We start from the raw sequence: 23,005 nt of genomic DNA, 5'->3' as shown, positions 1-23,005 counted from the left end.
TTCTAGCAAAGAATGGGACTTTTGATATTTAATTATCTCCTCTTTTTTTAAATCGAGGATCATGCTTAGAAATAAACGTTGTTCTTCGACTTGAATTTTGATTTGAACTTTGATTTAAATTTTTATTCAGGTTTTCCACTTTAGGAAAACTTGCTTCTTCAGTTTTACTCGATGGTTCAATTAACTGATTTAATTCTTTTATCTCATCATCAGTTAAATCGCGATAACGTCCGACAGGAACATCTAAAGAAATATTGATAATTCGGATACGTTTAAGCGCCGTTACTTCGTAACCGAGATATTCTGCCATTCTTCTAATTTGGCGGTTTAATCCCTGCGTTAAAATGATTTTAAAGGTATATTTACTGATTTGTTCTACTTTACACTTTTTGGTAACAGTGTCCAGAATCGGAACACCATTTCCCATACGCTGAATAAAACGATCTGTAATAGGTCTGTCAACAGTAACGGTATATTCTTTTTCGTGATTGTTTCTGGCGCGTAGAATTTTGTTGACGATGTCACCATCATTTGTCATGAAAATTAACCCTTCACTTGCTTTATCCAATCTTCCGATTGGAAAAATACGTTTCGGATAATTAATATAGTCTACGATATTATTTTTAACCTCAAGATTGGTTGTGCACTCAATTCCGACTGGTTTGTTAAATGCCAGATAAACCAATTTTTCATGTTTTTCAACAATTAGTTTTCCGTCAATACGCACTTCATCTTGTGGAGAAACTTTAGTCCCCATTTCTGGCACAGCGCCATTTATTGTTACGCGTCCTTCTTCGATTAATTTATCGGCTTCACGACGAGAACAATAACCCGTTTCACCAATAAATTTATTAAGACGTTTTAGATTTTCTTCCATACTGCAAAAGTAGCTAAAATTTAGGACTTCTTAGATTGTTAGACTTCTTAGAATTTTAGATTTTATTAAGCAAAACTTAGAATCCTAGCAACTCAGAATCTAAAAAAACTTTGTTTCTATGAACCTTTGCACCTTTTCTCAGTCATGAAAAATGGAACTATCGTCAGGAGTTTCTTTTCTTTCAAACATTCCATAATCCCTAACTACAGTGGCAATTCGTAAATGATAATCTTTGAAAATTCCATTTCTTCCTTTTGATTGCGCGTGACGATGCATTTCGAGATTTCGCCATTGCTGAATACTTTCTTCATCTCTCCAAAAGGATAAAGACAAAATTTTTCCAGGGTCATTCAAGCTTTGGAATCTTTCTATAGAAATAAAGCCATCAATAGTATTCAATTCAGGACGCAGACTCGCAGCAATATCTAGATATTCTTCTTTTTTTCCTTCGTTGGGAATGACTTCAAAAATTACGGCGATCATTTGTTTGGAGTTATAAGTTATAAGTTATAAGTTATAAGTTATAAGTTATAAGTTATTGGTTATGCGTTATATGTGAAATGTGAAATGTGAAGAAAACCTTTGCTACTTTGTGTCTTTGTTACTTTGACCCTTCAGAAGAAAACAAAAACTCAATCACTTTCTCATATAATTCATCATCATGCATTCCGTGGCCTAAACCGCTTGTTTCGATGAACTGACTGTTTTTCCAATTACTGGCGATTTTTTTTCCTTCTTCAAAAGCAACAATTTTATCCGAAGTATCATGAGCAATGAAACCTGAAATAGTAAATTGGGATGCAAATTTTTGTCCTGAAAATTCTTCTAGTTTAAAGTTAAAACGATTTATGAATTTGCCTTCTAAGAGTGATAACATTCTAGTGTTCAGACTCAGCATTGAAATATAATTATCAATCAAAGTTTTTAAATCTGACGGGGCACCAAGAATTACCATTTTATTAATACTCGTATTCGGAAATAAATACTGATGATATATGCAAGCTGCGCCGCCGATAGAATGCCCGATAATAATTGTGGGCTGGTATTTTTCAACCGCTTTATTAATAAACTCCGCATAAAGCGGCACATTAAATTCTTTTCCACTGCTTTGTCCGTGTGCTGGTGCATCAATTGCAATAATAGTGCTTCCAGATTTTTGGAGATGCGGTAAAGTTTTTTTCCAGCGCGAAGCATTACTTTCCCAGCCGTGAACTAATAAAATTTTGGTTTCATTTCCTTTCCAGATATAGGTTTGAAAATGATGTTCGTTATGATGAAAAATTTCTGTTTCGGTATTTCGTAGAATTTTCGGAAGTGTTTCTTTTTGTAGTCTGCCAACTCTCGGCTGGCTAAAAAGTGCATAAGAAAGTTCGGTGGCTCTTTGCGGACGCACATAACTCAAAAAGTTAATGTATGATCCAACAGATTTTAATGTAATAAAACGAATTCCTTTTTTAATTTTCAAAACTTAAATTTTTAGTAAAGGTAAAAAATATGACTTTACGCCTGCTAAAAAAAGTTTTGCCACAGATTAAAATGATTTTAAAGATTTAATCTCAAAATATCGAGATATTTTAAATCTGTGTAAATCATTTTAATCTGTGGCAAATAAATATAAAAAAAGTCCCGATTGAATCGGGACGGTTTATTTAGAATTTTGAGAACAATTGTTCCATTTTTTCTTTTTCTTCTTCAGCTAAAGCGCTGTCAACTAAAATTCTTCCAGAGTGCTCATCTGTAATGATTTTCTTTCTTGAAGCAATTTCTACCTGTGTTTGAGGCGGAATTGTAAAGAAAGATCCGGCAGAAGCTCCTCTTTCGATAGAAACTACAGCTAAACCATTACGAACACTGCTTCTGATTCTGTTGTAAGCAGCTAATAATCTATCTTCAATTTGTCCAGCAAATTCAGCAGATTTCTCAGTCAAGAAAATTTCTTCTTTTTGAGTCTCAGCCATAATTGCATCCAATTCAGATTTTTTATGTTTTAAATGAGAGCTTTTAGCATCAAGTTTTTCTTTTAAATTAGAAATAACCTCTTTTTTGTGCTCAATAGAAGCTTTCATTTCTTTTATTTGCTTTTCAGCCAATTGAATTTCTAATTCTTGAAATTCAACCTCTTTTGTCAAAGAATTAAACTCTCTGTTGTTACGAACAGTTTCTTGTTGTTTAGTGTATTTTTTGATAACCTCTTTATGCTCTTCAATAGCAATTTTCTTTGCTTTGATTTGCTCTTCAATTACTTCAAGTTCACCTTTCAGTTTCTCTGAACGTGTGCTTAAGCCCGCAACTTCATCTTCCAAATCTTCAACCTCTAAAGGAAGTTCTCCTCTAACGTTTCTGATTTCGTCAATTCTAGAGTCAATAAGCTGTAAATCATATATTGCTCTTAACTTGTCCTCAACACTTAATTCTTTCGTATTCGTCATATTCTATAAGTACTTAACTGGATTTGTATTTTCTTCCGATAAAATGATCGCAAAATTAAGAATTTTTTTTCGAAGATAATCAACAATATAATTTTTTGTATACCGTTCACTCTCAAAATGACCAATATCGGCTAAAAGTAACTTGTTTTCGGCCTCATAAAATTGATGGTATTTTAAATCGGCGGTCAAAAAAGCATCTGCTCCAGCTTGAATCGCATTTTTTATGGCAAAACTTCCAGAACCTCCAAGCACGGCAACTTTTTTTATTTTTTTTCCTAAAAACTGAGAATGGCGAATTCCTTCGGCAATCATTTTTTCTTTCACTAAAAGAAGAAAATCTTTTTCGTCCATTTCGTTTTCAAATTCACCAACCATTCCTAAACCTATATTTTGATGTGAATTTTGCAGATTATAAATTTCATAAGCGACTTCTTCATAAATATGATTGGCAAAAAGTGCTTTTAAAATTCTAGATTGAAGATGTTTTTCAAAAACGACTTCGATTTTAATTTCTTCTCCCGTATGCAGTTTTCCTTTTTCTCCAATTACAGGATTGCTTTCCTCATTTCCTTTAAAAGTAAAAAAACCTTGAGTATTAAAACTGCAATTATCATAATTTCCAATATTGCCCGCTCCAGCTTCAAATAATGCATTTCGAACTTTGTCAGCATTATCCGGAACAGTAAAAGTGACTAATTTTTGAATGAAATTGTTTTTTGGGACTAATATTTTTGTGTTTGCTAATCCTAATGCGTCGCAGAAAATTTTATTTACACCCTGAGAATGATTGTCTAGTGCCGTGTGAACTGCATAAATGGCAATATCATTTTTTATAGCTTTTAAGATTGCGCGCTCAACATAATTTTTCCCAGTAATTTTTTTAATTCCAGAAAATAAAATCGGATGAAAACAAACTACAAGATTACAATTTTTAGTAACAGCTTCTTCAATGACATTTTCTAAAGCGTCGTGACACACTAAAACCCCCGTGCATTCAGTTTCTGAATTTCCGACTAAAAGTCCAACGTTGTCAAAATCTTCTGCATAGGCGAGAGGCGCCATTTCTTCTAGAACTGATATTATGTTTGATATTTTCATTTTGTGATTTCAAATTTTGATTTAACTATAAACAATTATAGTATGAGGCAATAAATTTATACTTGTACAAAATTACTACATTTGTAATATAAAATTTGTAAGTCATGACAACAATAAAAATTAACGAACATACAAAGACAGGAAAAGCATTTATGGCAATGTTCGAAGCTTTTTTTAAAGGCGTTGAGGGCATTGAAGTTGTTGAAACAGATAATTATGAACAAGTTAAAGAGGAGGAAAGTATTTATAGCCCTGAATTTGTTGAGAAAGTGAAGAAGGCAGAAGAAAACATAAAAAATGGCGAAACAAAAACGCTAAATCCAGATGATGTATGGGGAAGTTTAGGGTTGAAGTAACTAAAGTAGCAAATCAAGATATTGAAAAACATAAAAAATCAGGGAATAAAATTTCTATTAAAAACATTGCTAGAATTTTAGTTGATCTTACAGAAAATCCATATGAGGGTTTTGGCAATCCAGAACAATTAAAATATGAATACTCAGGATTTTGGTCAAGACGTATTAATCAAAAAGATCGATTAATTTATCGTGTAGATGACGAAGTTGTAACTGTATTTGTAATTTCTGCAATGGGGCATTATTCCGATAAATAGCATTATGAACTTACTTCGAAAAATACTTTTCCCCTTCGCCATTTTATACGGATTCATTACTTCAATCCGTAATTTTCTTTTTGATAAAGGGATTTTAAAATCAACATTCTTTGATCTTCCTGTAATTGCAGTTGGAAATTTGAGCGTGGGTGGAACTGGTAAAACGCCGCAAATTGAATACCTGATTCGTTTGTTATCAGATAAATATAAAGTTGCGACATTAAGCCGTGGTTATAAAAGAAAGTCGGAAGGTTTTGTTTTAGCAGATGAAAATTCAAATGCTGAAATTTTGGGTGATGAACCTTTTCAGTTTTATCAAAAATTTCCAAATGTTCTGGTTGCGGTCGATGCCAATCGTACAAACGGAATTCAGCAATTACTCTCACAAAAGGAAAAACCAGAAATTATTTTGCTTGACGATGCTTATCAACACCGAAAAGTAAAAGCAGGTTTTTATATTCTGCTAACTGCTTATGGAGATTTATATGCAGATGATTTTATGCTGCCAACAGGAAATCTTCGAGAAAGCAGGAGCGGATCAGAAAGAGCCAGCATTGTTGTGGTTACAAAATGCCCTAAAAATTTATCTGAAGAAGAACAAAATGCGATTAGGTTAAAACTAAAATTAAGCTCTTCACAGCAAGTCTTTTTTACTTTTATAGATTATGATGAAGAGATTTATAGTAAAAATGAAAGAATTGCAGTTAGTGAAGTCAAAGCTGAATCTAAATTGCTTTTGGCCGGAATTGCAAAACCAAAACCATTTTTTGACTTTTTAAAGAATGAAAATGATGAATGCCTAACTTTTCCAGACCATCATCATTTTGCTGATGCCGATTTAGAGTCGATTCAGTCTAAAGCAAATGGAAGAAAAATAATTACAACCGAGAAAGATTACGTTCGTTTAAAAGATTCTAAAATAGTTTCTCAATTGTATTATCTGCCCATAAAAAGTACTTTCATAAATCACCAGCAAAATTTTGATGCTGCCATTTTAGACTATGTGAAAGAAAACTTAGAATCTTAACACCTCACTATTTTAGCTAATCAAAAAACTTAGCAATAGTGGTATAAAATTCGTCTGGAACAAAAGGTTTAGTAATTACGTCATTCATCCCAAAAGAAAGAAGCATATCACGATTTTCGTCAAGCGAAATTGCCGTCAATGCAATAATTGGAGTTGTTTTGTCAAATTCACGAATCAATTTGGTTGCCGTTGTACCATTAATTCCAGGAAGATGTACATCCATTAAAACCATATCAAAACGTTTGATTTTTAGAAGTTCAACAGCCTCTTCGCCATTATCTACAATTTCGCAGCTAATGTTTTTGTTTTCAAGCATTTTTCTGGTTATCATCTGATTGATTTTGTTGTCTTCAATCAGTAAAATAGATTTGTGTTTCAATTGTTTATCGCTATAAGGTTTCGCTTCTTCAATTACTTCCAATGGTTCGTTGTTAATTTTAAAATTTAATTTGAAAGTAAAAGTAGAACCTTTACCCACTTCGCTTTTTAATTTTATTTCTCCTCCGAGTAATTCAATCAGTTTTTTTACGATTGTAAGACCAAGACCAGTTCCTCCATATTTCCTGTTAACCTCGATAGATCCTTGAGAGAAACTTTCGAAAACACTTTGAAGTTTGTCTTCAGGAATTCCAATTCCAGTGTCAACAATTTCAAAGTAAACAGTTGCATTTTCTTCTTCTTGAGAATATAATTTTGCAATAACATTTACGTGCCCATTTTGGGTAAATTTTAAAGCATTATTGATTAAGTTCAATATGATTTGAGATAATTTGGTAGGATCTCCCATTAAATTATCAGGAATCGATTTGTCTATCTCTAAATTGAAATAATTTTTGTTGGCAGTAGCTAACTCTTTTAATGAACTTTGAATGTTAAAAAGAAGCTCTTTTAGATTGAAACTGATATTTTCAATTTCAACTTTAGTCGAATCAATTTTATTTACCTCTAAAATTTCATTGATAAAAGTGGTTAAATAATTACCCGAAAATTTCAAAGATTCTAAATATTTCAACTGGTTTTTCTTGGGATTATCTTCTAGCAATAGATGTGTAATTCCGTTAATAGCGTTCAGTGGAGTTCTTAATTCGTGGCTTACTGTCGACAAAAATTCAGATCTTGCTTTCGAAGCTTTTTCAGCTTTGTTTTTAGCTAAAATCAATTCTTTGTTTTTTTCGCGAAGCAGTAAATTATTCTGATTTCTAATGATATTATTTTTGTATAAAGCCAAACTCAAAAGTGACAAAATCGAAATTAGTGCTATTGCCAAAATGCTGACTAACTTAGAATACCGATAGGTTTTCATCTGAATTTTTTCTTCGCTCTCTCTTTTTATGGTATTATTTAAAGATTGATTTTTTTTAAATTTTTCAAATTCATTTAAATCAACTTTCGCATTTTTTAATTTTAAGATATAATTTTCCAGCTGATAGTGCTCGTCTAAATACGAATAAGCCAAATCATAATTTTTCTTTTGCTTGTAGTATTGGCTTATTGCTAAAACAATTTTAGATTTTTTTTGAAAATCATTGATTTTAGCATTGTAGTCTAAAGCTTTGTCAAAATATATTATTGCAGAATCATTCCTTTGCAGCTGTGTTTCTATCAAACCAAGCTGATAATAAGAATCTACCTTGGTTTTAATAATTGAAGGATTATCCGGCTGTTTTGTGATTCTTTTAAAATTATTTGCTGCCGTAACAAAATCTTTGTTGGTCTTTAAAGCCAGTGCTCTTTGATAGTCTAAAGCATGCGCATGATCTGCAATATTAAGTTTTTTTAATAAATCTTCGGCTTTTGCGTAATAAACAGCTGCGGTTTTGTAATCGCCTTTTGCGCTATTAGCTGCTCCAATATAATTTAATGCTAAAACTTTTAGGCAGCTCGGTTTTAGGGTGTCGAATAAAGAAACAGTCTTGTGAAAATTCTTTAAAGCATCTTCAAATTTACCTTTATTGTAAAAGATTTTACCAAGCTTAAAAGTCTGATTGGCTAGATTTTCTTTTTTGCCATTTACTTCACAATAATTAATAGATTTTTGAGTGTAAATAACAGCCTGATTGTACTTTTTATTGTTAAGATTACTGTTAGCAAGCTTGTTGTAATAGGTAACGCTATCCGTATTCTTTTTGGCTTGAGAATACAAAAACGAATTAAGAAAACAAACAACAATAAAAAGACAGTATTTCATGTATGGCAATGCTTTTACAATGAACCTTATTTTTTTCTTATTAGTAAAATTAAATCTATCAATCTTGATGAATAGCCAATCTCGTTATCATACCAGCCTACTACTTTTACCATTTTATCGATAACCGAAGTCAACTGTGCATCAAATAAACAAGAATGTGTGTTGCCAATTACATCGACCGAGACAATAGGATCCTCGGTGTAATCTAATATTCCTTTTAAATTTGTTTTTGAGGCTTCTTTAAATGCTTTATTTATTTCTTCAATGCTTACGGCACGTTTTACATTGAAGGTTATATCTGTTAATGAACCGTCGGGAACTGGTACTCGAATACCGCATCCTCCCATTTTGTTGTGCAATTTAGGAAAAATTTTTGTTAATGCCTTAGCTGCGCCAGTAGTTGTTGGAACAATCGACTGACTAGCACCTCTTGCACGTCGTAAATCCTTATGGGGCTGGTCATGAAGACTTTGATCTGTAGTGTAAGAATGTATAGTTGTAATGTAAGCCTGCTCGATTCCGCATAATTCTTCAATAATTTTAATCATTGGAGCGGCATTATTCGTGGTACAGCTTGCATTAGAAACTATGTCTTCGTCTCCATCCAAAATAGATTCATTTACACCAAGAACTACAGTTTTTATAGTGTCTACTTCAGATGGCGCAGAAAGAATTACTTTTTTGGCACCTGCTTCTAAATGCGCATTTAATTCTTCGTGCGTTTTATATTTTCCTGTTGATTCAATTACAATATCAATTGAATGCGATTTCCAATCTAAATTTGAAATTTTCTTTTCGTGAAAAAAGAAAAAATGTCTGCCATCTACAATAATACTATTTTCATCATGACTTACATCAAAAGGCAGAACACCATGAATACTGTCATATTTAATTAAATGTGACATGGTTTTGTTATCTGCAATATCATTTATGGCAACGACTTCAATTTCAGGATGATTTAAAAGCAGGCGAAATAAATTTCTGCCGATTCTTCCAAATCCATTAATGGCAATTCTTGTTTTCAATTTTTTGTTTATTCGTTTCATTGATTAATCGTTTAATCGGTTTTACAATTAAACGATTAAACAATTAAACTTTTTATAAAATATGTTTTTGTGCTTTGTAAGAAGAACGTACAAGTGGTCCGCTTTCTACATGTCTGAAACCTAACTCAAGACCGAATTTTTCATATCGTTCAAATTGCTCAGGTGTAATAAATTCTTTTACCGGAAGATGTTTTTTACTTGGTTGTAAATATTGTCCAATAGTTACCACATCAACATTTGCATTTCGTAAGTCAGTCATCGTTTGAAAAACTTCTTCTTCAGTTTCTCCAAGACCAAGCATAATTCCAGATTTAGTTCTGTTAATGCCTTTTTCTTTTAAATAACGAAGCACTTCTAAACTTCTATCATATTTTGCCTGGATACGAACTTCACGGGTCAAACGTCTTACTGTTTCCATATTATGAGAAACTACCTCAGGATTTGCCTCAACGATACGATCGATGTTTCTTTCAATTCCTTGAAAATCTGGGATTAAAGTTTCAAGAGTTGTGTTTGGATTCATTCTTCGAATGGCTCTAACGGTTTCCATCCAAATGATAGAACCTCCATCTTTTAAATCATCTCTATCCACACTTGTAATTACAGCGTGTTTGATATTCATGATTTTAATAGATCGAGCTACTTTTTCAGGTTCATCCCAGTCTACCGTTTCTGGTCTACCAGTTTTTACGCCGCAAAATCCACAAGAACGAGTACAAACATTTCCTAAAATCATGAAAGTTGCTGTTCCCTCACCCCAGCATTCGCCCATATTTGGGCAGCTTCCCGAGGTACAAATTGTGTTTAAGCTATATTTATCGACCAAACCTCTAAGTTCAGTATATTTTTGTCCAATTGGCAGTTTTACTTTTAACCACTTAGGTTTTGCCGTAGGTATATTTGCAGAGACTGTTTCCATATATCAATTTTCAAAGCACAAAGATACGGAATGTAGTTTATTTGATGATGCTAATTTTGTTTTCGTTTACTTTTCGTGTCTTCTGCTAGTATTTCATAATATGAAGTTTAAATGTAAAAAGTCTGTTTTTAAAATAGATTTTTAGGTTTATATTTTTAATCCTGCTCAAGATTTTGATGTTTGGCTAAACTTTATGAATTTTAAAATTCCACCTTAATCTATTACAAATTTGGCTTCTTGGGATAACTCAGGATTTATGCTGTACTATTTTTGCTATTAATTTAATAGCTTTAAAAATATGAAAAAGGGATTTATTGTATTCGGAATTTTATTGACAGTCTTTGGTTTAAATAAGATAAGTGCACAGGATAATTCAGATAAAAAAGGAATGAGCATTTTAGACAAAGCTAAGGTGGGCTTTACCTTTAGCGATGCAGATGCAGCAGCTGTAGCAGCAAAATATATTGCTGAAATGGATGCTAATAATCCAGTTGCGGGACCAACAGACGGTTATGCTATTCGTTTAAATCGTTTATTTGGAAAACACACTTCTAGTGAAGGAGTTACTTTAAACTATAAAGTTTATTTGGTAAAAGATATTAATGCTTTTGCTTGTGCAGATGGGAGTGTTCGTGTATTTGCAGGTTTAATGAATATTATGGATGATAACGAATTACTAGCTGTTATCGGGCATGAAATTGGACATGTTGTAAATCATGATTCAAGAGATGCTGTAAAAGCTGCTTATAAAAAAGAAGCTCTGCTAGATGTTGTTTCGTCACAGTCAGGAACAGTTGATGCTCTCTCAAAAACTCAATTAGGAAAGTTAGGAAGTGCGATGATTGATAGCAAGCATGATAGAAAACAGGAAGCTAATGCAGATTTGTTTTCATATAATTTTATGAAAAAATATGGATATGATGTTAATGCTGTGGAGTCAGCTTTTAGAGTTACACAAAATTTAAGTGAAGGAGCTGAGTCATCTTTTATTACCAAAATGATGAGCTCTCATCCAGACGCTGGCAAAAGGGCAGATGATGCTAAAAAAAGAGCAGTAAAAGATGGTTTATATCAACCTTATGTACAGCAGAAAATTGTAAATACTGCACCTGTAACAGCTACAAAAGCAACAACAAAAACAACTGCAAAGAAGACAACAACAAAAAAGAAGTAATTTTAATATAATTAATTTACAAACCGGCAGATTCTACAGAATTTGCCGGTTTTTGTTTATAGCGTTAAGAATAAATGGATTTATGACATTTTAAACTCATTAAAAATTCATATATTTATTTATTGAAAAAACAAATTTTTGTGTGAAATGAAATAGCATTTTGTTATTTACATTTGTTGTTAAATTGTAATTTTTAAAAACATGAAAAAAAAATCTATAATAGCAGGACTTTTATTTGCTGTATGCGGTTTGACAAAAGCGACAGCACAAATTAATTTTGGAGATAAAGCAATAGGAGCAGTTCAAAAAGGAGTAACAGCTTTTACGTTAACAAATGCAGATGCAGCGACTTTGTCTAAAGAGGCAGTTGCAAAAATGGATACTGAAAATGAAGTTGCTGGTCCAAATGACGGTTATACTTTAAGGTTAAACAGAATTTTTGGAAAACACGCAGCTGGTGATGGGTATACATTAAACTATAAAGTATATAAAGTTAAAGACGTGAATGCTTTTGCTACTGCTGACGGAAGTGTACGTGTATTTTCTGGATTAATGGATATTATGGATGATAATGAATTATTGGCAGTTATTGGTCACGAAATTGGCCACGTAGCCAATAATGATTCAAGAGATGCAATGCGTGCAGCATATCAAAAAGAAGCATTAATTGATGGTGTTTCTTCTCAATCTGCAAAAATTACAGCTATAACAGATAGTCAATTAGGTAAAATAGGAAGTGCTTTAATTGATAGCAAACACAGTAGAAAACAAGAATCTGAGGCAGATTTGTTTGCATATAACTTCTTAAAGAAAAACGGTTACAATGTAAATGCTGAAGAATCTGCATTCAGAATTTTAGCCAAAATGAGTGAAGGATCTGAGGCTTCTTTTATCGACCGAATGATGAGCTCGCACCCTGATGCTAAACAAAGAGCAGAAGATGCAAAGAAGAGAGCAGAAAAAGATGGTTTATACAAGCCTTATGTGCAGCAGAAAATTGTAAATACAGTTCCAGTCGCAACTAAAAAGGCAACTACAACAAAGAAAACAACAACTAAAAAGAAATAATATTTCTTCTTAAAAAATAATAAACCCGGCAGATTTTAAATTTGCCGGGTTTTGTTTTTATCCCAATACGTGAAAAGCAAGGATTTTTTGTACTTCGTAAACATTAACCGATTTATTAAATTGTTTTACGATACTTGGCTGTTGCTCGCTTGAAATCCAAATTTTTAATTCGGCATCAAGGTCAAAAGTTCCTGCAGTTTCTACGCTAAATCTTGTGATGTTTTTATAGGCAATAGATTTATATTCGGTTTTGCTTCCAGTAATTCCTTGCACATCAACTAAAATCAGTCTTTTGTTGGTAAAGATGAAAGTATCACGAATAAGTTTAAAACCCATTTCGATTTCTTCATTAGTAGTTAAAAGCTGTCCGTATTTTTTAATTAAATCTTCTTGGTTTACAGCACCTGCATTTCCAAGAATAGCAGAAAATATTCCCATTATTTGTTCTTTTATTAGTTAAATCAATTGTCTTTAGAAGTAGTAAAAGTAATTGATTTTGCTAATTTTTTATGTTTGATTTAAATTTAATTATCAGTGGCGTTAATATAATTGCAATTAGAAATGAAGCAATAAAAGACACGACAAAATTCCCAATATTTAAAGCCTTTAGATTTATGATAAATCTAATGAATAAGATTGATGCAGTAAATAAAATTACAGTAATCCAATATAATTTGTTAGTATAGCTTTTTAGGTTATCATTTTGTGGAAGATTAAACAAGGCGGCAATAATTATTATACATCCGATAAAAGTGCTAGCATGTTGTGCTAGTTTCCAAAAAGGAATTTCTGTTCCAAAAAACGAGATTGTATTTCTGAGAGTATCAATTTGATTTACAAAATAACCGTGATTGTGTGTAAAAGCATCCCAAAATATATGAGAAATTATACCAATCAATGAAGAAATTAAAACGACATACCAATTTTTTTTAAAGTAGATATTCCAATTAAAATCGGTATAAATCAATATTCTGGTTTTAATAAACGATGGAAGATTTTGAAATAAGAGATTTCGCGTAAGATTATGAAAGATAAAAGCAAGTAATATGGCAAGGGGTAAATCAAACCAAAAAATACCAGCTAGAGTATGACTATACAGGCTTTTGACTTTCATTCGTAAAAAATATTCAAAATCTGGAGTTAAACTTCCAATAATTAAAGCGGTTAAAGAAAACCATGTTTTTGGTAAATATCTTAAAGGAAGAATAATTGCGGGATGAGAAAAGGTAAAAGGCATTAAATCAAATTTTTAATTTAGAAATTATTCAAAGAAGACATGTAGATTTTCTTCTGATAATTCGAAATTAAAGATAAATAAAAAAGCAGAACCTAAGTTCTGCTTTCTCTGTTTGTTATTCCACTACCGTTTGTACCGTAATTGGAAGATTGTATGCTGTTCTCACAGGTTCTCCATCTAGAATACCTGGTTTCCATTTTGTTTTTAATGATTTTAAAACTCTAATAGCTTCTTTACCTACTCCGTACCCAGGATCATTTCTCACAATAATATCAGTAAGAGATCCGTCTTTTTCCACTACGAAAGAAACATATACTTTTAATGTTTTTTCCATATCCAATTCTGGTCTGCGGAAATTGTTTCCTACATATTTGTAGAACTGGGCGATTCCACCTGGAAATTCAGGTTGTTTGTCCAGAATAGCAGTTGAAACTGGCCCATCGCTTTTAGGTGTTACAGAAGCAGCGTCACCATTCCCGCCACCGCCTCCACTAACTGGAATTGGGTTAACAGAAGTACCACTTCCGTTAAGGTTTTCTACAACTGGAACATTCTCAGTGTTTGGTGCAATTTTTTCGACCGCATCTTGTGTTTTAGTTACCACTGGATTGATTAATTGCGATGCGTCTGTTTTGCTCGCTGCAGTTTGTTCTACTACCGGTGCTGGTGGTGCTGGTGGTGGAGGTGCAATTATTGGGTCAATTTTTACAACAACCAATGGATCTTTGTAAATAGGATCTGTTTGAGCCGAATTATGGTCTGCTGGTGTCCTAAATTTGTTAATGACTACAGATGCACTTCCTAAAGCCGTTAATAACAGTAAACCCATAAATAGAGCTGTAACAGAATTTTTAGAATTCTCCTGACGTAATTGATATGCGCCGTACTCTTTGTTTTTGTTTTCGAAAACAAGATCTGTCCACTTGTTTTCATAGATACTTAATTTAGACATAATTTTTGGGTTTTAAGGTTAAGTAACTTTAAATCATACGCAGAAAAGGTTTAGGTTTGAGCTAACAACGCAAAAGTTGTAGTTTTAATGTGTGGTAAAATTATTTTTTTAAGAATAAATATACGAATAGTATATTTTTCTTTACCTAAAGATAATAAATTATCTATTACGTTCGATAATTTCTGCCAATAATTTTTTAGCACGTAAAAGTTTAACTTTTACACTGCTTAAAGGTTCGTCTATCTTAACAGCAATTTCCTGATAAGACATTTCTTGAAAGTAACGAAGCTGAATTACTTCTTGGTAGTGAGGTTTGAGTTCTTTGATGCATAAGAGCAGACGAGAAAGATTCTGTTCTTTAATTAAAGCATCTTCTGCAGAGGGAGTAGGGTCGGCTATATTATAAGCCTGCTGATCTTCGTTGTCTGTTATTTCGATAAAAAGATTAGTTTTCTTTTTTCGTAACAAATCAATATAAACATTTTTAGCAATGGCAATGAGCCAGGTGTTGAATTGAAATTCAGAATTATAAGATGCAATTTTATCAAAAGCTTTAGAAAAAGTTTCTATAGTAATATCTTCTGCGGTGGTTTCGTTTTCGGTTCGTTTGAGCATAAAAGCATACACCTCATTCCAATAATGATCTAATAAAAAAGTAAAGGCGATTTGATCGCCTTTTTTTGCTTTTTCTATTTTAGAATTTATTTCCAATATACCGGTTTTGAAAAGATATTAGTTATAAAGATATTAATTTGCGTTAATATAAGCGCTATCTCAACAACTGGAAACCAAATTTTAAGATCATTTTCTTTGAGTTTTCCTGCCGAACACCCAATTACTGTCCAAACAACGGTGTAGCGTGTTGCTAAAATTGCTAATACGGCAATCCATTGAAATTGAAAAGCCAGCAGAATTATAACTAATAAAAAGAAAAATAATTGTGAGATGAAGAATAATCCCAGCTGCATTTTGTCAAAAAACTTATAATGCTCTGCTGTAGAAATATGTCTTCTTTTCTGAGTAAACCATTCTTTGTACGTTTTTTTAGGTTTTGAATATGTAAAACTTTCAGGTGTATAAGAAATAGTTGTGTTGGTTTTGTTTGCTGCTTGATTAATAAATAAATCATCATCACCAGAGCGAACCTGAATGTGATCGATAAAGCCATTTACATTAAAAAACTCTTCTTTTTTGTAAGCTAAATTTCGTCCCACACCCATGTACGGAAGTCCTAATTTTGCCCATGAAAAATATTGAACAGCTGTGAGGATAGTTTCAAAACGAATAACTTTGTTTAAAAACGAACGCTCTACTTTTTCGTAACCCCCATAACCCAAAACAATCGTTTTGTTCAGGGTAAAATGCGAAGTCATAGATGTAATCCAATCTTTAGAAGTTGGGAAACAATCAGCATCAGTAAACAGTAAATAATCTTTTTTTGTGGCTTTAATTCCAAGTGTTAAAGCATATTTTTTATTTCCCCAAAAAGCTTCATTGTTTTCTACTTTTACTAAACGGATATTTGGAAATTCCTTTTCAAATTCTTCAAATACTTCTAAAGTTTCATCGCTTGATGCGTCGTCAATTAAAACAATTTCAAAATCAGGATAATCTTGCTGTGCCAAAAGCGGAATATATTTTTTTACATTCTCTTCTTCATTTTTAGCGCAGACAACTACAGAAACGGGAAGTTTTTTTGGTGTAATCTGCTGTGGTTTAGCAAAAGCAAATTTTCCAAAAATTCCTAAATAGTAGAAAAGTTGAATAAAAACAATAGCAATAAAAAAGTAAAATAAAGTTATAAGCATATAGTTTTAATGTCTGTTAATAGCTGAAATTTGCGAGAACAAAGGTAGTTATGAATTAGTAATTTTCAATGATTAAAGCCAATTTACTTTCGGCATTTTGACATTTCTTTTGCAACAGCAATAGACTGAGGGTTTTCAGTTTTTTCTAATTCAGTAATAATATTTTTATAATTATGATCGTCGCGGTTTTGAGAAAGTTTTTTTGTGGCTTGAATTTCCTCAATTTCTATTTCAAAACCAAAAATTCCTCGTGCTTCGCGCATTGTTTTTGCAGATAAATCTTCAACGCGAACAGGATTTTCTGAGTTCGCTTCGTATTTATCAACTAGTTTTTTAAGCTGCTCTACAGAAGTTTCGTAATCTACAATTTTGATTTTTCCGTAAACATGTACGGCTATGTAATTCCAAGTTGGAACATTTTCGTGATCGTACCAGGAAGATGAAATGTAACTGTGCGGACCAGAAAAAATTGCTAAAACCTGATCGTTTTCTGCAAAACCTTCGGACTGTGGATTCAGTTTTGAAATATGACCCTGTAAAATTTCTTTTCCATCGGCATTGATTTCAAGTTCTATCGGAATATGCGTTGCGCATAATTTTCCGTGAGTCTGATTAATAAGAATGCCAAAACTATTGTCTTTCAGAAAAGTTCTGATTTCTTCTGGATTCTCATTTTTGTATAAATCGGGTGTATACATTTTATGTGATTTTATATCAAAGACTTTCTAAAACAAATTGCCTCTGGTCGATCAATATATTTTCCGTAATTCGGAGTTACTTTATATCCTTGTTTTTGATAAAATTGAGTTGCTTGGTTGTTTTTTACTCGTGTTTCTAAAACTAACTCTTTAAAACCAATCGTTTTAGCTTTTTCTTCTAAAAATTCTAAAATATTCTGGCCAATTTTCTTTCCGCTAAATTTAGAATACATTCGTTTAACTTCGCCTATGTTTTCTTCAATAGGTCTAATGGCGCCGCACCCAACAATTTCATTATCTATTTCCGCAACAACAAATACAAATTTTGGATTGTCAATCTGCCAGTCTGTAAAAGAATTCTTCCCATCACTTCCAAAACGTACAAATAGATTAGCAGACAATTCATCAATAATCTTTTGAACTTTCTCGTCGTTTGGATCAGCTGTTTTAATCAGAATATTTTCGTTCATTTTTATTTATAAGTGCGATCCATTTTTTGTCACATCGAGCGGAGTCGAGATTTTATCAGTAAAAGGACTACGACTTCGCTCAGTCTGACAGAAATAATAATTCGTGCTAATTTGTGAAATTTGTATTTTAAATCACATTCACTTCAGCTTCAATATGAATTCCAAAAGTGTCAAAAACTGTCTTTTGTACCTCTTTAGAAACTGCTAAAATTTCTTGTCCGGTTGCATTGCCATAATTTACTAAAACCAACGCCTGATTTTTATGAACCCCAGCATCGCCAAAACGTTTTCCTTTAAAACCAGCTTGTTCTATAAGCCAGCCTGCAGGAACTTTTACTTCGGTTTCTGAAACTTCATAATACTTCATTTCAGGGAATTTTTGATGAATTTTCTCGAAATCAGATTTCAATAAAATCGGATTCTTAAAGAAACTACCACTGTTTCCAAGTTCTTTCGGATCTGGTAATTTACTTTGTCTTATAGCAATTACAGCATTACTGACATCTTTTAAAGTAGGTTCAGTAATATTGTTTTTTGCTAATTCTGCCAAAATATCTCCGTAAGAAGTATTGATTTTATGATTGCGTTTGGTTAATTTAAAGACAACAGAAGTAATAATGAACTGGTCTTTTACTTCGTGTTTAAAAATACTTTCGCGGTAGCCAAAATTACATTCAGCATTATTGAATGTTTTCATTTCCTGAGTTTCGATATTCATCGCGTCGCAAGAAACGAAAGTGTCTTTAATCTCAGTTCCATAAGCGCCAATATTCTGTACAGGAGTCGTGCCGACATTTCCTGGAATTAGAGACATATTTTCTAATCCGCCAAAATTATTATCGATAGTATAAAGAACGAAATCGTGCCAGGTTTCCCCTGCCTGACTTTCGACCCAGACAAAATCATCATCTTCTTTAATTATTTTTTTGCCTTTTAAATCAATATGAATAACCAGCGCCTCAATATCTTTTGTTAAAAGCATATTGCTTCCGCCTCCTAAAATAAATTTTTTCTCGTTTTTGTTTTCCTGTAAAACTGTTTTTAATTCAGCAATAGAATGAACAGCAACGAATTTTTTAGCATTGGCTTCAATACCAAAAGTATTGTAGTTTTTTAAAGAAAAATTGGATTGGATTTCCATAAATAAAAGGCTTTTTTTACTGAGTTCAAAAGTAAGGATTATAATTTGTTTGAATTGTTTTTTGTATTAAAATCAGATACTTTAAAAGTGTTTTTTTGTTAAATAAAAAAGCCTCCAGATTTGAAGGCTATAAATATTCTAAGTTCTTTTTAAGTTTTATTTTGTAGATAACTTTTCAGAAATAGTGATGGAATTGTCACCAATCAATTTAGAAGCTATTTCCATTTTCTGTTTTCCAAAAGTTTCGTCAAATGAGGTTCTGTTTTCCTTGTCTATATAAGTAACAGTAGTCTTTTTTTTAGATTTGTCTAAAATAGTTTTAATTGTATTTTTCATAGCAATACATTTTAATGTTACAAAAGTATAAAAATTTATTTTAGGTGGCTTCTTAATTCAAATGTTATAAAATTATATAAATTACTTTTAGCAGGATTATAAATTTCATATTCAATCTTCTCAATATTGATTATTGAATCCGGTCGTTTCCCACTCTTACTATTTTCTTTAATTCGTAGGTCACGAATTATTCCTCCTTTTATAATGAAGCAGCTTTCAATTGCGTCTAAATTATTACTTACGCCTATTTTGTATAATCTGTGTTTTGCAGAAGTATTTCCAAAAAAGGTCAAAATTGAATTAGGATGGGTTGATAAGAAATCTAAAGCGCATGTAAAAACCGTTTTTAGTACTTTGTCTTTATCATTTTTGTTGTTATTTCTGGACATGTCAGAAATTGATTCGATCCCATTTTTATCAATTATGATATTTCCAAAGCCTAAATTATAATATTTTTCTAATCCGGGCTGTGGATATTTTAGGATCGCAATTCTTTTCGGGATTTGCCTCAAACCCATGCTTACGAAATCATATTTTGTGTGCATAGGGTTAGCATCAACTTCTTCAAATTCGTATGATCCATTTATTAATTCTTCCATTACGGTAATAAAAATGGCAAATTTAAATAAAATATAAATTATTTCTTGTTAAATTAAAATTAAAAGACGTGTGGTTTTTAATATGATGTTAGATGTGATTATTTGAATCTAGCATACAGCAGCTCATGATATTTCTCAGAAATAATCTTCATGTTAATATCATAATTCGCATTTTCTTCTACAAATTTTCTATTTCGAATAACAGCTTCATTTCGAGATTCAGGATTTTCAAAAGACCAAATTAATTCTTCGGCTAGCATTTCGATGTTATCAATTTCAACTAATTGTCCATTTTCTCGATGCGTAATCCAGCTTTGATTTCCGGGAATATCAGAAACTACGGGATAACAATTACAAGCCATTGCTTCAAATAAAGAGGCCGAAACGCCTTCAGTAATGGGCATACTGATATAAATATTAGATCGCTGTAATAATTGTGGGAGTTCAGTATTCGGAATTCTTCCTGTAAAAATTACTTTATTTTTGATTTGTAATTCTTTCGCTAAATCTTTTAAAAATTGCAATCTTGTTCCGTCGCCAACAATAGTAAGCGAAAAATCAATTCCTTTTTGATTCAAAATTCCGAATGCTTTTAAAATAGAATCGTGTCGATATTCTGGCATTAAAGAGCGTGTTACGATCGCTTCAATTTTGTTTGAATTATTGATGGAAGGAGAAAAAAGCGACAAATCAATTCCTTTTGGAAGAACCAAAACTTTATCCATGTCAACTCCAGATGCTCTCATGTGAATTGCCATAACAGGTCCCCACGCATGAATTAAATGCGCTTTCTTAAAAGCATATTTCTGAATGAATTTTTTAAAAGGATATAAAACAGATTCTTCCGGCCATAAATCGGTTCGGCCTTGCTGTGCGATGGCGATAGTTTTAGATCCAGAGATCGCTGCAAGAAATCCATAACTGGTGGTTCTTTCGGCAATAACCATGTCTGGTTTTTCTTTTTTGATGATTTTTCGAATCGAAATAGGAGAGAAGAAATATTCTAAGATACGTTTGAATCTGTTGACTTTAGAATTATTTGGTGTTTGAAGTTCCCAAGTAATAATTTCAAAATCGCCAAATTGTTTAAGGCCTTTCATCCAAGTTATAGCATCGGCGCGGTAAGATTCTCCAAGAAAAAGTATTTTTCTTTTCATTCGGTAAATGAATTTTTTTTGACACGAATTTCACAAATTTTCACAAATTAATTCGTGTCAATTCGTGAAATTCGTGTCGATTTTGTCTTTTTTATTCTTCAGTCTCCAAAGCGCGATTGATAAATTCGTTTAAAGGTTTTAAAGCAATTAGTTTTTTGCTCATTTTAGAAACAAAATCTTTTTGAGTTGCTTCAGAAATATCATAAACTTGAGTTGCTGTAAAACTTTTCAATTTCAAGAATTCTATTGCAGGATGATCTTTTTCGTAACCACGAGGCATGCTTTTAAGCGAATTATTTTCATTTACATCTAAACTTCCGAATTCTTTTTTGAAATTTTTATTGTTTAAAATTTCCTGTAAATCTTCGTAGAAAAAAGCAATTTCTTTGCGAACTTTTTTCAAATCCTCGGAATCTGGAGAATAAAATCCACCAGCAATAAAACTCGCACCTTTTTCGATATGAACATAATATCCAGCACGATTTGCACCTTTTGCTCCAGCAGACATCCAAACGCCTAAATGGGCTTTGTAAGGTGATTTATCTTTAGAAAAACGAATATCGCGGTTGATTCTAAAAGTACAATTTTTAACTTCTAAAAATTCTAATGAAGGATCAAGCGGTTTCATAACATCAAGAAAATCACTTACCAATTGATGATAATCTTTCTTGAAAACTTCATATCGTTTTTTATTTTCCTGAAACCATTCTCTGTTATTGTTTCTTTTTAAATCGTCTAAAAATTGCAATGATTCTTTTGTAAGCATATTTGATGTTTTTATTGCAGTTGATGTTGTGGCTAATTTACTGATTTTAGTTCGCCGCGAATTACACGAATTTACGCTAATTTTTAATTATTTATGACTCAGCTTTGACAAAGTGCAAAACCTTTTCAAAACTTAATTCGTGAAAATTCGTGTAATTCGTGGCAAACCAAAAAAATTACAAATTAAATATCTTATAAGTTTGATGCGTAGATTTTACAATAGCTTCTGTTCGTTCTGGGTGTGTATCAGAAATAAAAAGCTGGCCAAATGTTTCGCTGTTTACCATTTCTACAATTTTAGCCACACGAGTTTCGTCTAGTTTGTCAAAAATATCATCAAACAGAAGAATGGGTTTTACACCGCTTTGCTTTTTTAGAAATTCAAATTGAGCCAGTTTTAAAGCAATCAAAAAAGATTTCTGCTGTCCCTGCGAACCAAATTTTTTTATCGGATGTGAATCAATTTCAAAAGATAAATCGTCTTTGTGAATTCCAACAGTCGTATAATGAAGCGCACGATCTTTATTGATATTTTCCTGTAAAAGCGTTAATAAATCTTTTTCGAACAAATGACTTTCATAAACCAATTGTACACTTTCTTCAGATCCAGTTATGGCTTGATGATGTATATTAAATATAGGTATAAATTGTTCTAAGAAATCTTTTCGTTTCTCAAAGATCGATTTTCCATATTCATTAAGCTGTTCATTATATATAGATAAGGTAACATTATCAAAAGTGTGATTGAGGGCAAAATACTTTAAAAGCGCATTTCGCTGTACAATTACTTTTTGATAGTGAATAAGCTGATGAAGGTAAGTTGAATCTAACTGCGAAATAACGCTGTCCATAAATTTACGGCGCGTTTCGCTTCCTTCAATAATCAAATCTCGGTCGGCGGGCGAAATAATTACTAACGGAATAAAACCAATATGATCTGAAAATTTATCATAGGCTTTTCCATTTCGCTTTAAAACTTTTTTCTGTCCCTTTTTTAAACTGCAGACAATCTGTTCTGTTCTTTCGTTCTTTTCCAGTTCGGCATCAATCACAAAAAACTCCTCTCCGTGCTTGATGTTTTGAACGGCTAACGGATTAAAGTAGCTTTTTCCGTATGCTAAATGATAAATAGCGTCGAGTACATTGGTTTTTCCAATACCATTTTTTCCCACGAAACAATTGATCTTGATATCAAAATCAAAACTGGCTTCAGAAAAGTTTTTATAATTAAATAAAGAGATTTTGTTTAAATGCATTTTTTAGGGACTCAGTCGATAAATATTACTGTTTTTGAGCAGTAAAAATTTGAGGGTGCAAATTACCGAAAAATATCAATATAATAGACTTTAGCGCTGTTTCAAACGGATTTATTTTATTGCTTCCGCGAAAGGGCAAGTTCATAA

The 23,005-nt window shown here is 32.1% G+C and carries 26 protein-coding genes; 5 read left to right on the top strand and 21 right to left on the bottom strand.

Annotation, left to right across the window (positions count from 1 at the left end; genetic code table 11):
* Positions 1 to 28 precede the first annotated feature (28 nt).
* From rluF to ASE40_RS00180, 5 genes are all read right to left on the bottom strand, one after another.
* Positions 29 to 877, bottom strand: coding sequence for a 23S rRNA pseudouridine(2604) synthase RluF (gene rluF / locus ASE40_RS00200; protein WP_057114809.1), 849 nt, complete (start codon positions 875 to 877; stop codon positions 29 to 31).
* 138 nt (positions 878 to 1,015) lie between these two features.
* Positions 1,016 to 1,360, bottom strand: coding sequence for an antibiotic biosynthesis monooxygenase family protein (locus ASE40_RS00195; protein WP_057114808.1), 345 nt, complete (start codon positions 1,358 to 1,360; stop codon positions 1,016 to 1,018).
* A gap of 118 nt (positions 1,361 to 1,478) precedes the next feature.
* Positions 1,479 to 2,342 carry an alpha/beta fold hydrolase gene (locus tag ASE40_RS00190; RefSeq protein ID WP_057114807.1) on the bottom strand — a complete coding sequence of 288 codons (864 nt, stop codon included), beginning with the start codon at positions 2,340 to 2,342 and terminating at the stop codon, positions 1,479 to 1,481.
* A gap of 184 nt (positions 2,343 to 2,526) precedes the next feature.
* On the bottom strand, positions 2,527 to 3,306 hold the full coding sequence (locus ASE40_RS00185) for a zinc ribbon domain-containing protein (protein ID WP_057114806.1): 780 nt from the start codon (positions 3,304 to 3,306) through the stop codon (positions 2,527 to 2,529).
* A 3-nt stretch (positions 3,307 to 3,309) separates the two neighbouring features.
* Positions 3,310 to 4,404 (bottom strand): Nif3-like dinuclear metal center hexameric protein, encoded by a 1,095-nt coding sequence (locus ASE40_RS00180; RefSeq protein ID WP_057114805.1) that lies wholly within the window; start codon positions 4,402 to 4,404, stop codon positions 3,310 to 3,312.
* A 104-nt stretch (positions 4,405 to 4,508) separates the two neighbouring features.
* On the opposite strand from ASE40_RS00180, the gene ASE40_RS00175 reads away from it, so the two are divergent.
* From ASE40_RS00175 to lpxK, 3 genes are read left to right on the top strand one after another with little or no spacing between them, the layout of a single operon-like run.
* Complete coding sequence (locus ASE40_RS00175) at positions 4,509 to 4,760, top strand: DUF2683 family protein (RefSeq protein WP_057114804.1); 252 nt, start codon at positions 4,509 to 4,511, stop codon at positions 4,758 to 4,760.
* Positions 4,736 to 5,017 carry a Txe/YoeB family addiction module toxin gene (locus tag ASE40_RS00170; protein WP_057114803.1) on the top strand — a complete coding sequence of 94 codons (282 nt, stop codon included), beginning with the start codon at positions 4,736 to 4,738 and terminating at the stop codon, positions 5,015 to 5,017. The genes ASE40_RS00175 and ASE40_RS00170 overlap by 25 nt, the downstream gene beginning before the upstream one ends.
* Before the next feature lie 4 nt (positions 5,018 to 5,021).
* Complete coding sequence (lpxK, locus tag ASE40_RS00165) at positions 5,022 to 6,044, top strand: tetraacyldisaccharide 4'-kinase (protein ID WP_057114802.1); 1,023 nt, start codon at positions 5,022 to 5,024, stop codon at positions 6,042 to 6,044.
* 16 nt (positions 6,045 to 6,060) lie between these two features.
* Here the strand turns inward: lpxK and ASE40_RS00160 are convergent, their stop codons facing one another.
* The 3 genes from ASE40_RS00160 to lipA form a co-directional block, all read right to left on the bottom strand.
* A complete protein-coding gene (locus ASE40_RS00160; RefSeq protein WP_057114801.1) occupies positions 6,061 to 8,232 on the bottom strand; it encodes an ATP-binding protein in 2,172 nt (723 codons plus the stop codon).
* 26 nt (positions 8,233 to 8,258) lie between these two features.
* On the bottom strand, positions 8,259 to 9,257 hold the full coding sequence (gene gap / locus ASE40_RS00155; RefSeq protein ID WP_057114977.1) for a type I glyceraldehyde-3-phosphate dehydrogenase: 999 nt from the start codon (positions 9,255 to 9,257) through the stop codon (positions 8,259 to 8,261).
* Between the two features lie 73 nt (positions 9,258 to 9,330).
* On the bottom strand, positions 9,331 to 10,197 hold the full coding sequence (gene lipA / locus ASE40_RS00150; RefSeq protein ID WP_057114800.1) for a lipoyl synthase: 867 nt from the start codon (positions 10,195 to 10,197) through the stop codon (positions 9,331 to 9,333).
* Between the two features lie 298 nt (positions 10,198 to 10,495).
* On the opposite strand from lipA, the gene ASE40_RS00145 reads away from it, so the two are divergent.
* Positions 10,496 to 11,371: a M48 family metalloprotease gene (locus ASE40_RS00145; protein WP_057114799.1), complete on the top strand. Its 876-nt coding sequence runs from the start codon at positions 10,496 to 10,498 to the stop codon at positions 11,369 to 11,371.
* A gap of 201 nt (positions 11,372 to 11,572) precedes the next feature.
* Positions 11,573 to 12,439: a M48 family metalloprotease gene (locus ASE40_RS00140; RefSeq protein WP_057114798.1), complete on the top strand. Its 867-nt coding sequence runs from the start codon at positions 11,573 to 11,575 to the stop codon at positions 12,437 to 12,439.
* A 57-nt stretch (positions 12,440 to 12,496) separates the two neighbouring features.
* Here ASE40_RS00140 and ASE40_RS00135 read toward each other — a convergent pair whose 3' ends face one another.
* The 13 genes from ASE40_RS00135 to recF form a co-directional block, all read right to left on the bottom strand.
* Positions 12,497 to 12,877, bottom strand: a complete 381-nt coding sequence (locus ASE40_RS00135) for a PH domain-containing protein (protein ID WP_057114797.1) — start codon at positions 12,875 to 12,877, stop codon at positions 12,497 to 12,499.
* 61 nt (positions 12,878 to 12,938) lie between these two features.
* Positions 12,939 to 13,676, bottom strand: coding sequence for a DUF4184 family protein (locus ASE40_RS00130; protein WP_057114796.1), 738 nt, complete (start codon positions 13,674 to 13,676; stop codon positions 12,939 to 12,941).
* A gap of 115 nt (positions 13,677 to 13,791) precedes the next feature.
* Entirely contained in the window at positions 13,792 to 14,628 is an 837-nt protein-coding gene (locus tag ASE40_RS00125; RefSeq protein WP_057114795.1) for an energy transducer TonB, read from the bottom strand.
* 159 nt (positions 14,629 to 14,787) lie between these two features.
* Positions 14,788 to 15,339 (bottom strand): RNA polymerase sigma factor, encoded by a 552-nt coding sequence (locus tag ASE40_RS00120; RefSeq protein ID WP_057114794.1) that lies wholly within the window; start codon positions 15,337 to 15,339, stop codon positions 14,788 to 14,790.
* Positions 15,330 to 16,436 (bottom strand): glycosyltransferase, encoded by a 1,107-nt coding sequence (locus ASE40_RS00115; protein ID WP_057114793.1) that lies wholly within the window; start codon positions 16,434 to 16,436, stop codon positions 15,330 to 15,332. The genes ASE40_RS00120 and ASE40_RS00115 overlap by 10 nt, the downstream gene beginning before the upstream one ends.
* Positions 16,437 to 16,519: 83 nt before the next feature.
* Positions 16,520 to 17,134: an FMN-binding negative transcriptional regulator gene (locus tag ASE40_RS00110; protein ID WP_057114792.1), complete on the bottom strand. Its 615-nt coding sequence runs from the start codon at positions 17,132 to 17,134 to the stop codon at positions 16,520 to 16,522.
* A gap of 11 nt (positions 17,135 to 17,145) precedes the next feature.
* A complete protein-coding gene (locus tag ASE40_RS00105; protein ID WP_057114791.1) occupies positions 17,146 to 17,604 on the bottom strand; it encodes a GNAT family N-acetyltransferase in 459 nt (152 codons plus the stop codon).
* A 127-nt stretch (positions 17,605 to 17,731) separates the two neighbouring features.
* On the bottom strand, positions 17,732 to 18,745 hold the full coding sequence (gene murB, locus ASE40_RS00100; RefSeq protein ID WP_057114790.1) for a UDP-N-acetylmuramate dehydrogenase: 1,014 nt from the start codon (positions 18,743 to 18,745) through the stop codon (positions 17,732 to 17,734).
* 156 nt (positions 18,746 to 18,901) lie between these two features.
* Complete coding sequence (locus ASE40_RS00095) at positions 18,902 to 19,081, bottom strand: hypothetical protein (RefSeq protein WP_057114789.1); 180 nt, start codon at positions 19,079 to 19,081, stop codon at positions 18,902 to 18,904.
* Between the two features lie 35 nt (positions 19,082 to 19,116).
* Positions 19,117 to 19,680: a DUF6934 family protein gene (locus ASE40_RS00090; RefSeq protein ID WP_057114788.1), complete on the bottom strand. Its 564-nt coding sequence runs from the start codon at positions 19,678 to 19,680 to the stop codon at positions 19,117 to 19,119.
* A gap of 98 nt (positions 19,681 to 19,778) precedes the next feature.
* Positions 19,779 to 20,837 carry a glycosyltransferase gene (locus ASE40_RS00085; protein WP_057114787.1) on the bottom strand — a complete coding sequence of 353 codons (1,059 nt, stop codon included), beginning with the start codon at positions 20,835 to 20,837 and terminating at the stop codon, positions 19,779 to 19,781.
* 91 nt (positions 20,838 to 20,928) lie between these two features.
* A complete protein-coding gene (locus ASE40_RS00080; protein ID WP_057114786.1) occupies positions 20,929 to 21,603 on the bottom strand; it encodes a DUF2461 domain-containing protein in 675 nt (224 codons plus the stop codon).
* 175 nt (positions 21,604 to 21,778) lie between these two features.
* Positions 21,779 to 22,858, bottom strand: a complete 1,080-nt coding sequence (gene recF, locus ASE40_RS00075) for a DNA replication/repair protein RecF (RefSeq protein ID WP_057114785.1) — start codon at positions 22,856 to 22,858, stop codon at positions 21,779 to 21,781.
* Positions 22,859 to 23,005: the final 147 nt, after the last annotated feature.

The sequence above is a fragment of the Flavobacterium sp. Root935 genome (genome assembly GCF_001429295.1).
In the GTDB taxonomy this organism is placed as follows: Bacteria; Bacteroidota; Bacteroidia; order Flavobacteriales; family Flavobacteriaceae; genus Flavobacterium.
The sequence above is the reverse complement of the archived record's forward strand: the minus strand, read 5'-3'. Positions and strand labels throughout refer to the sequence as shown.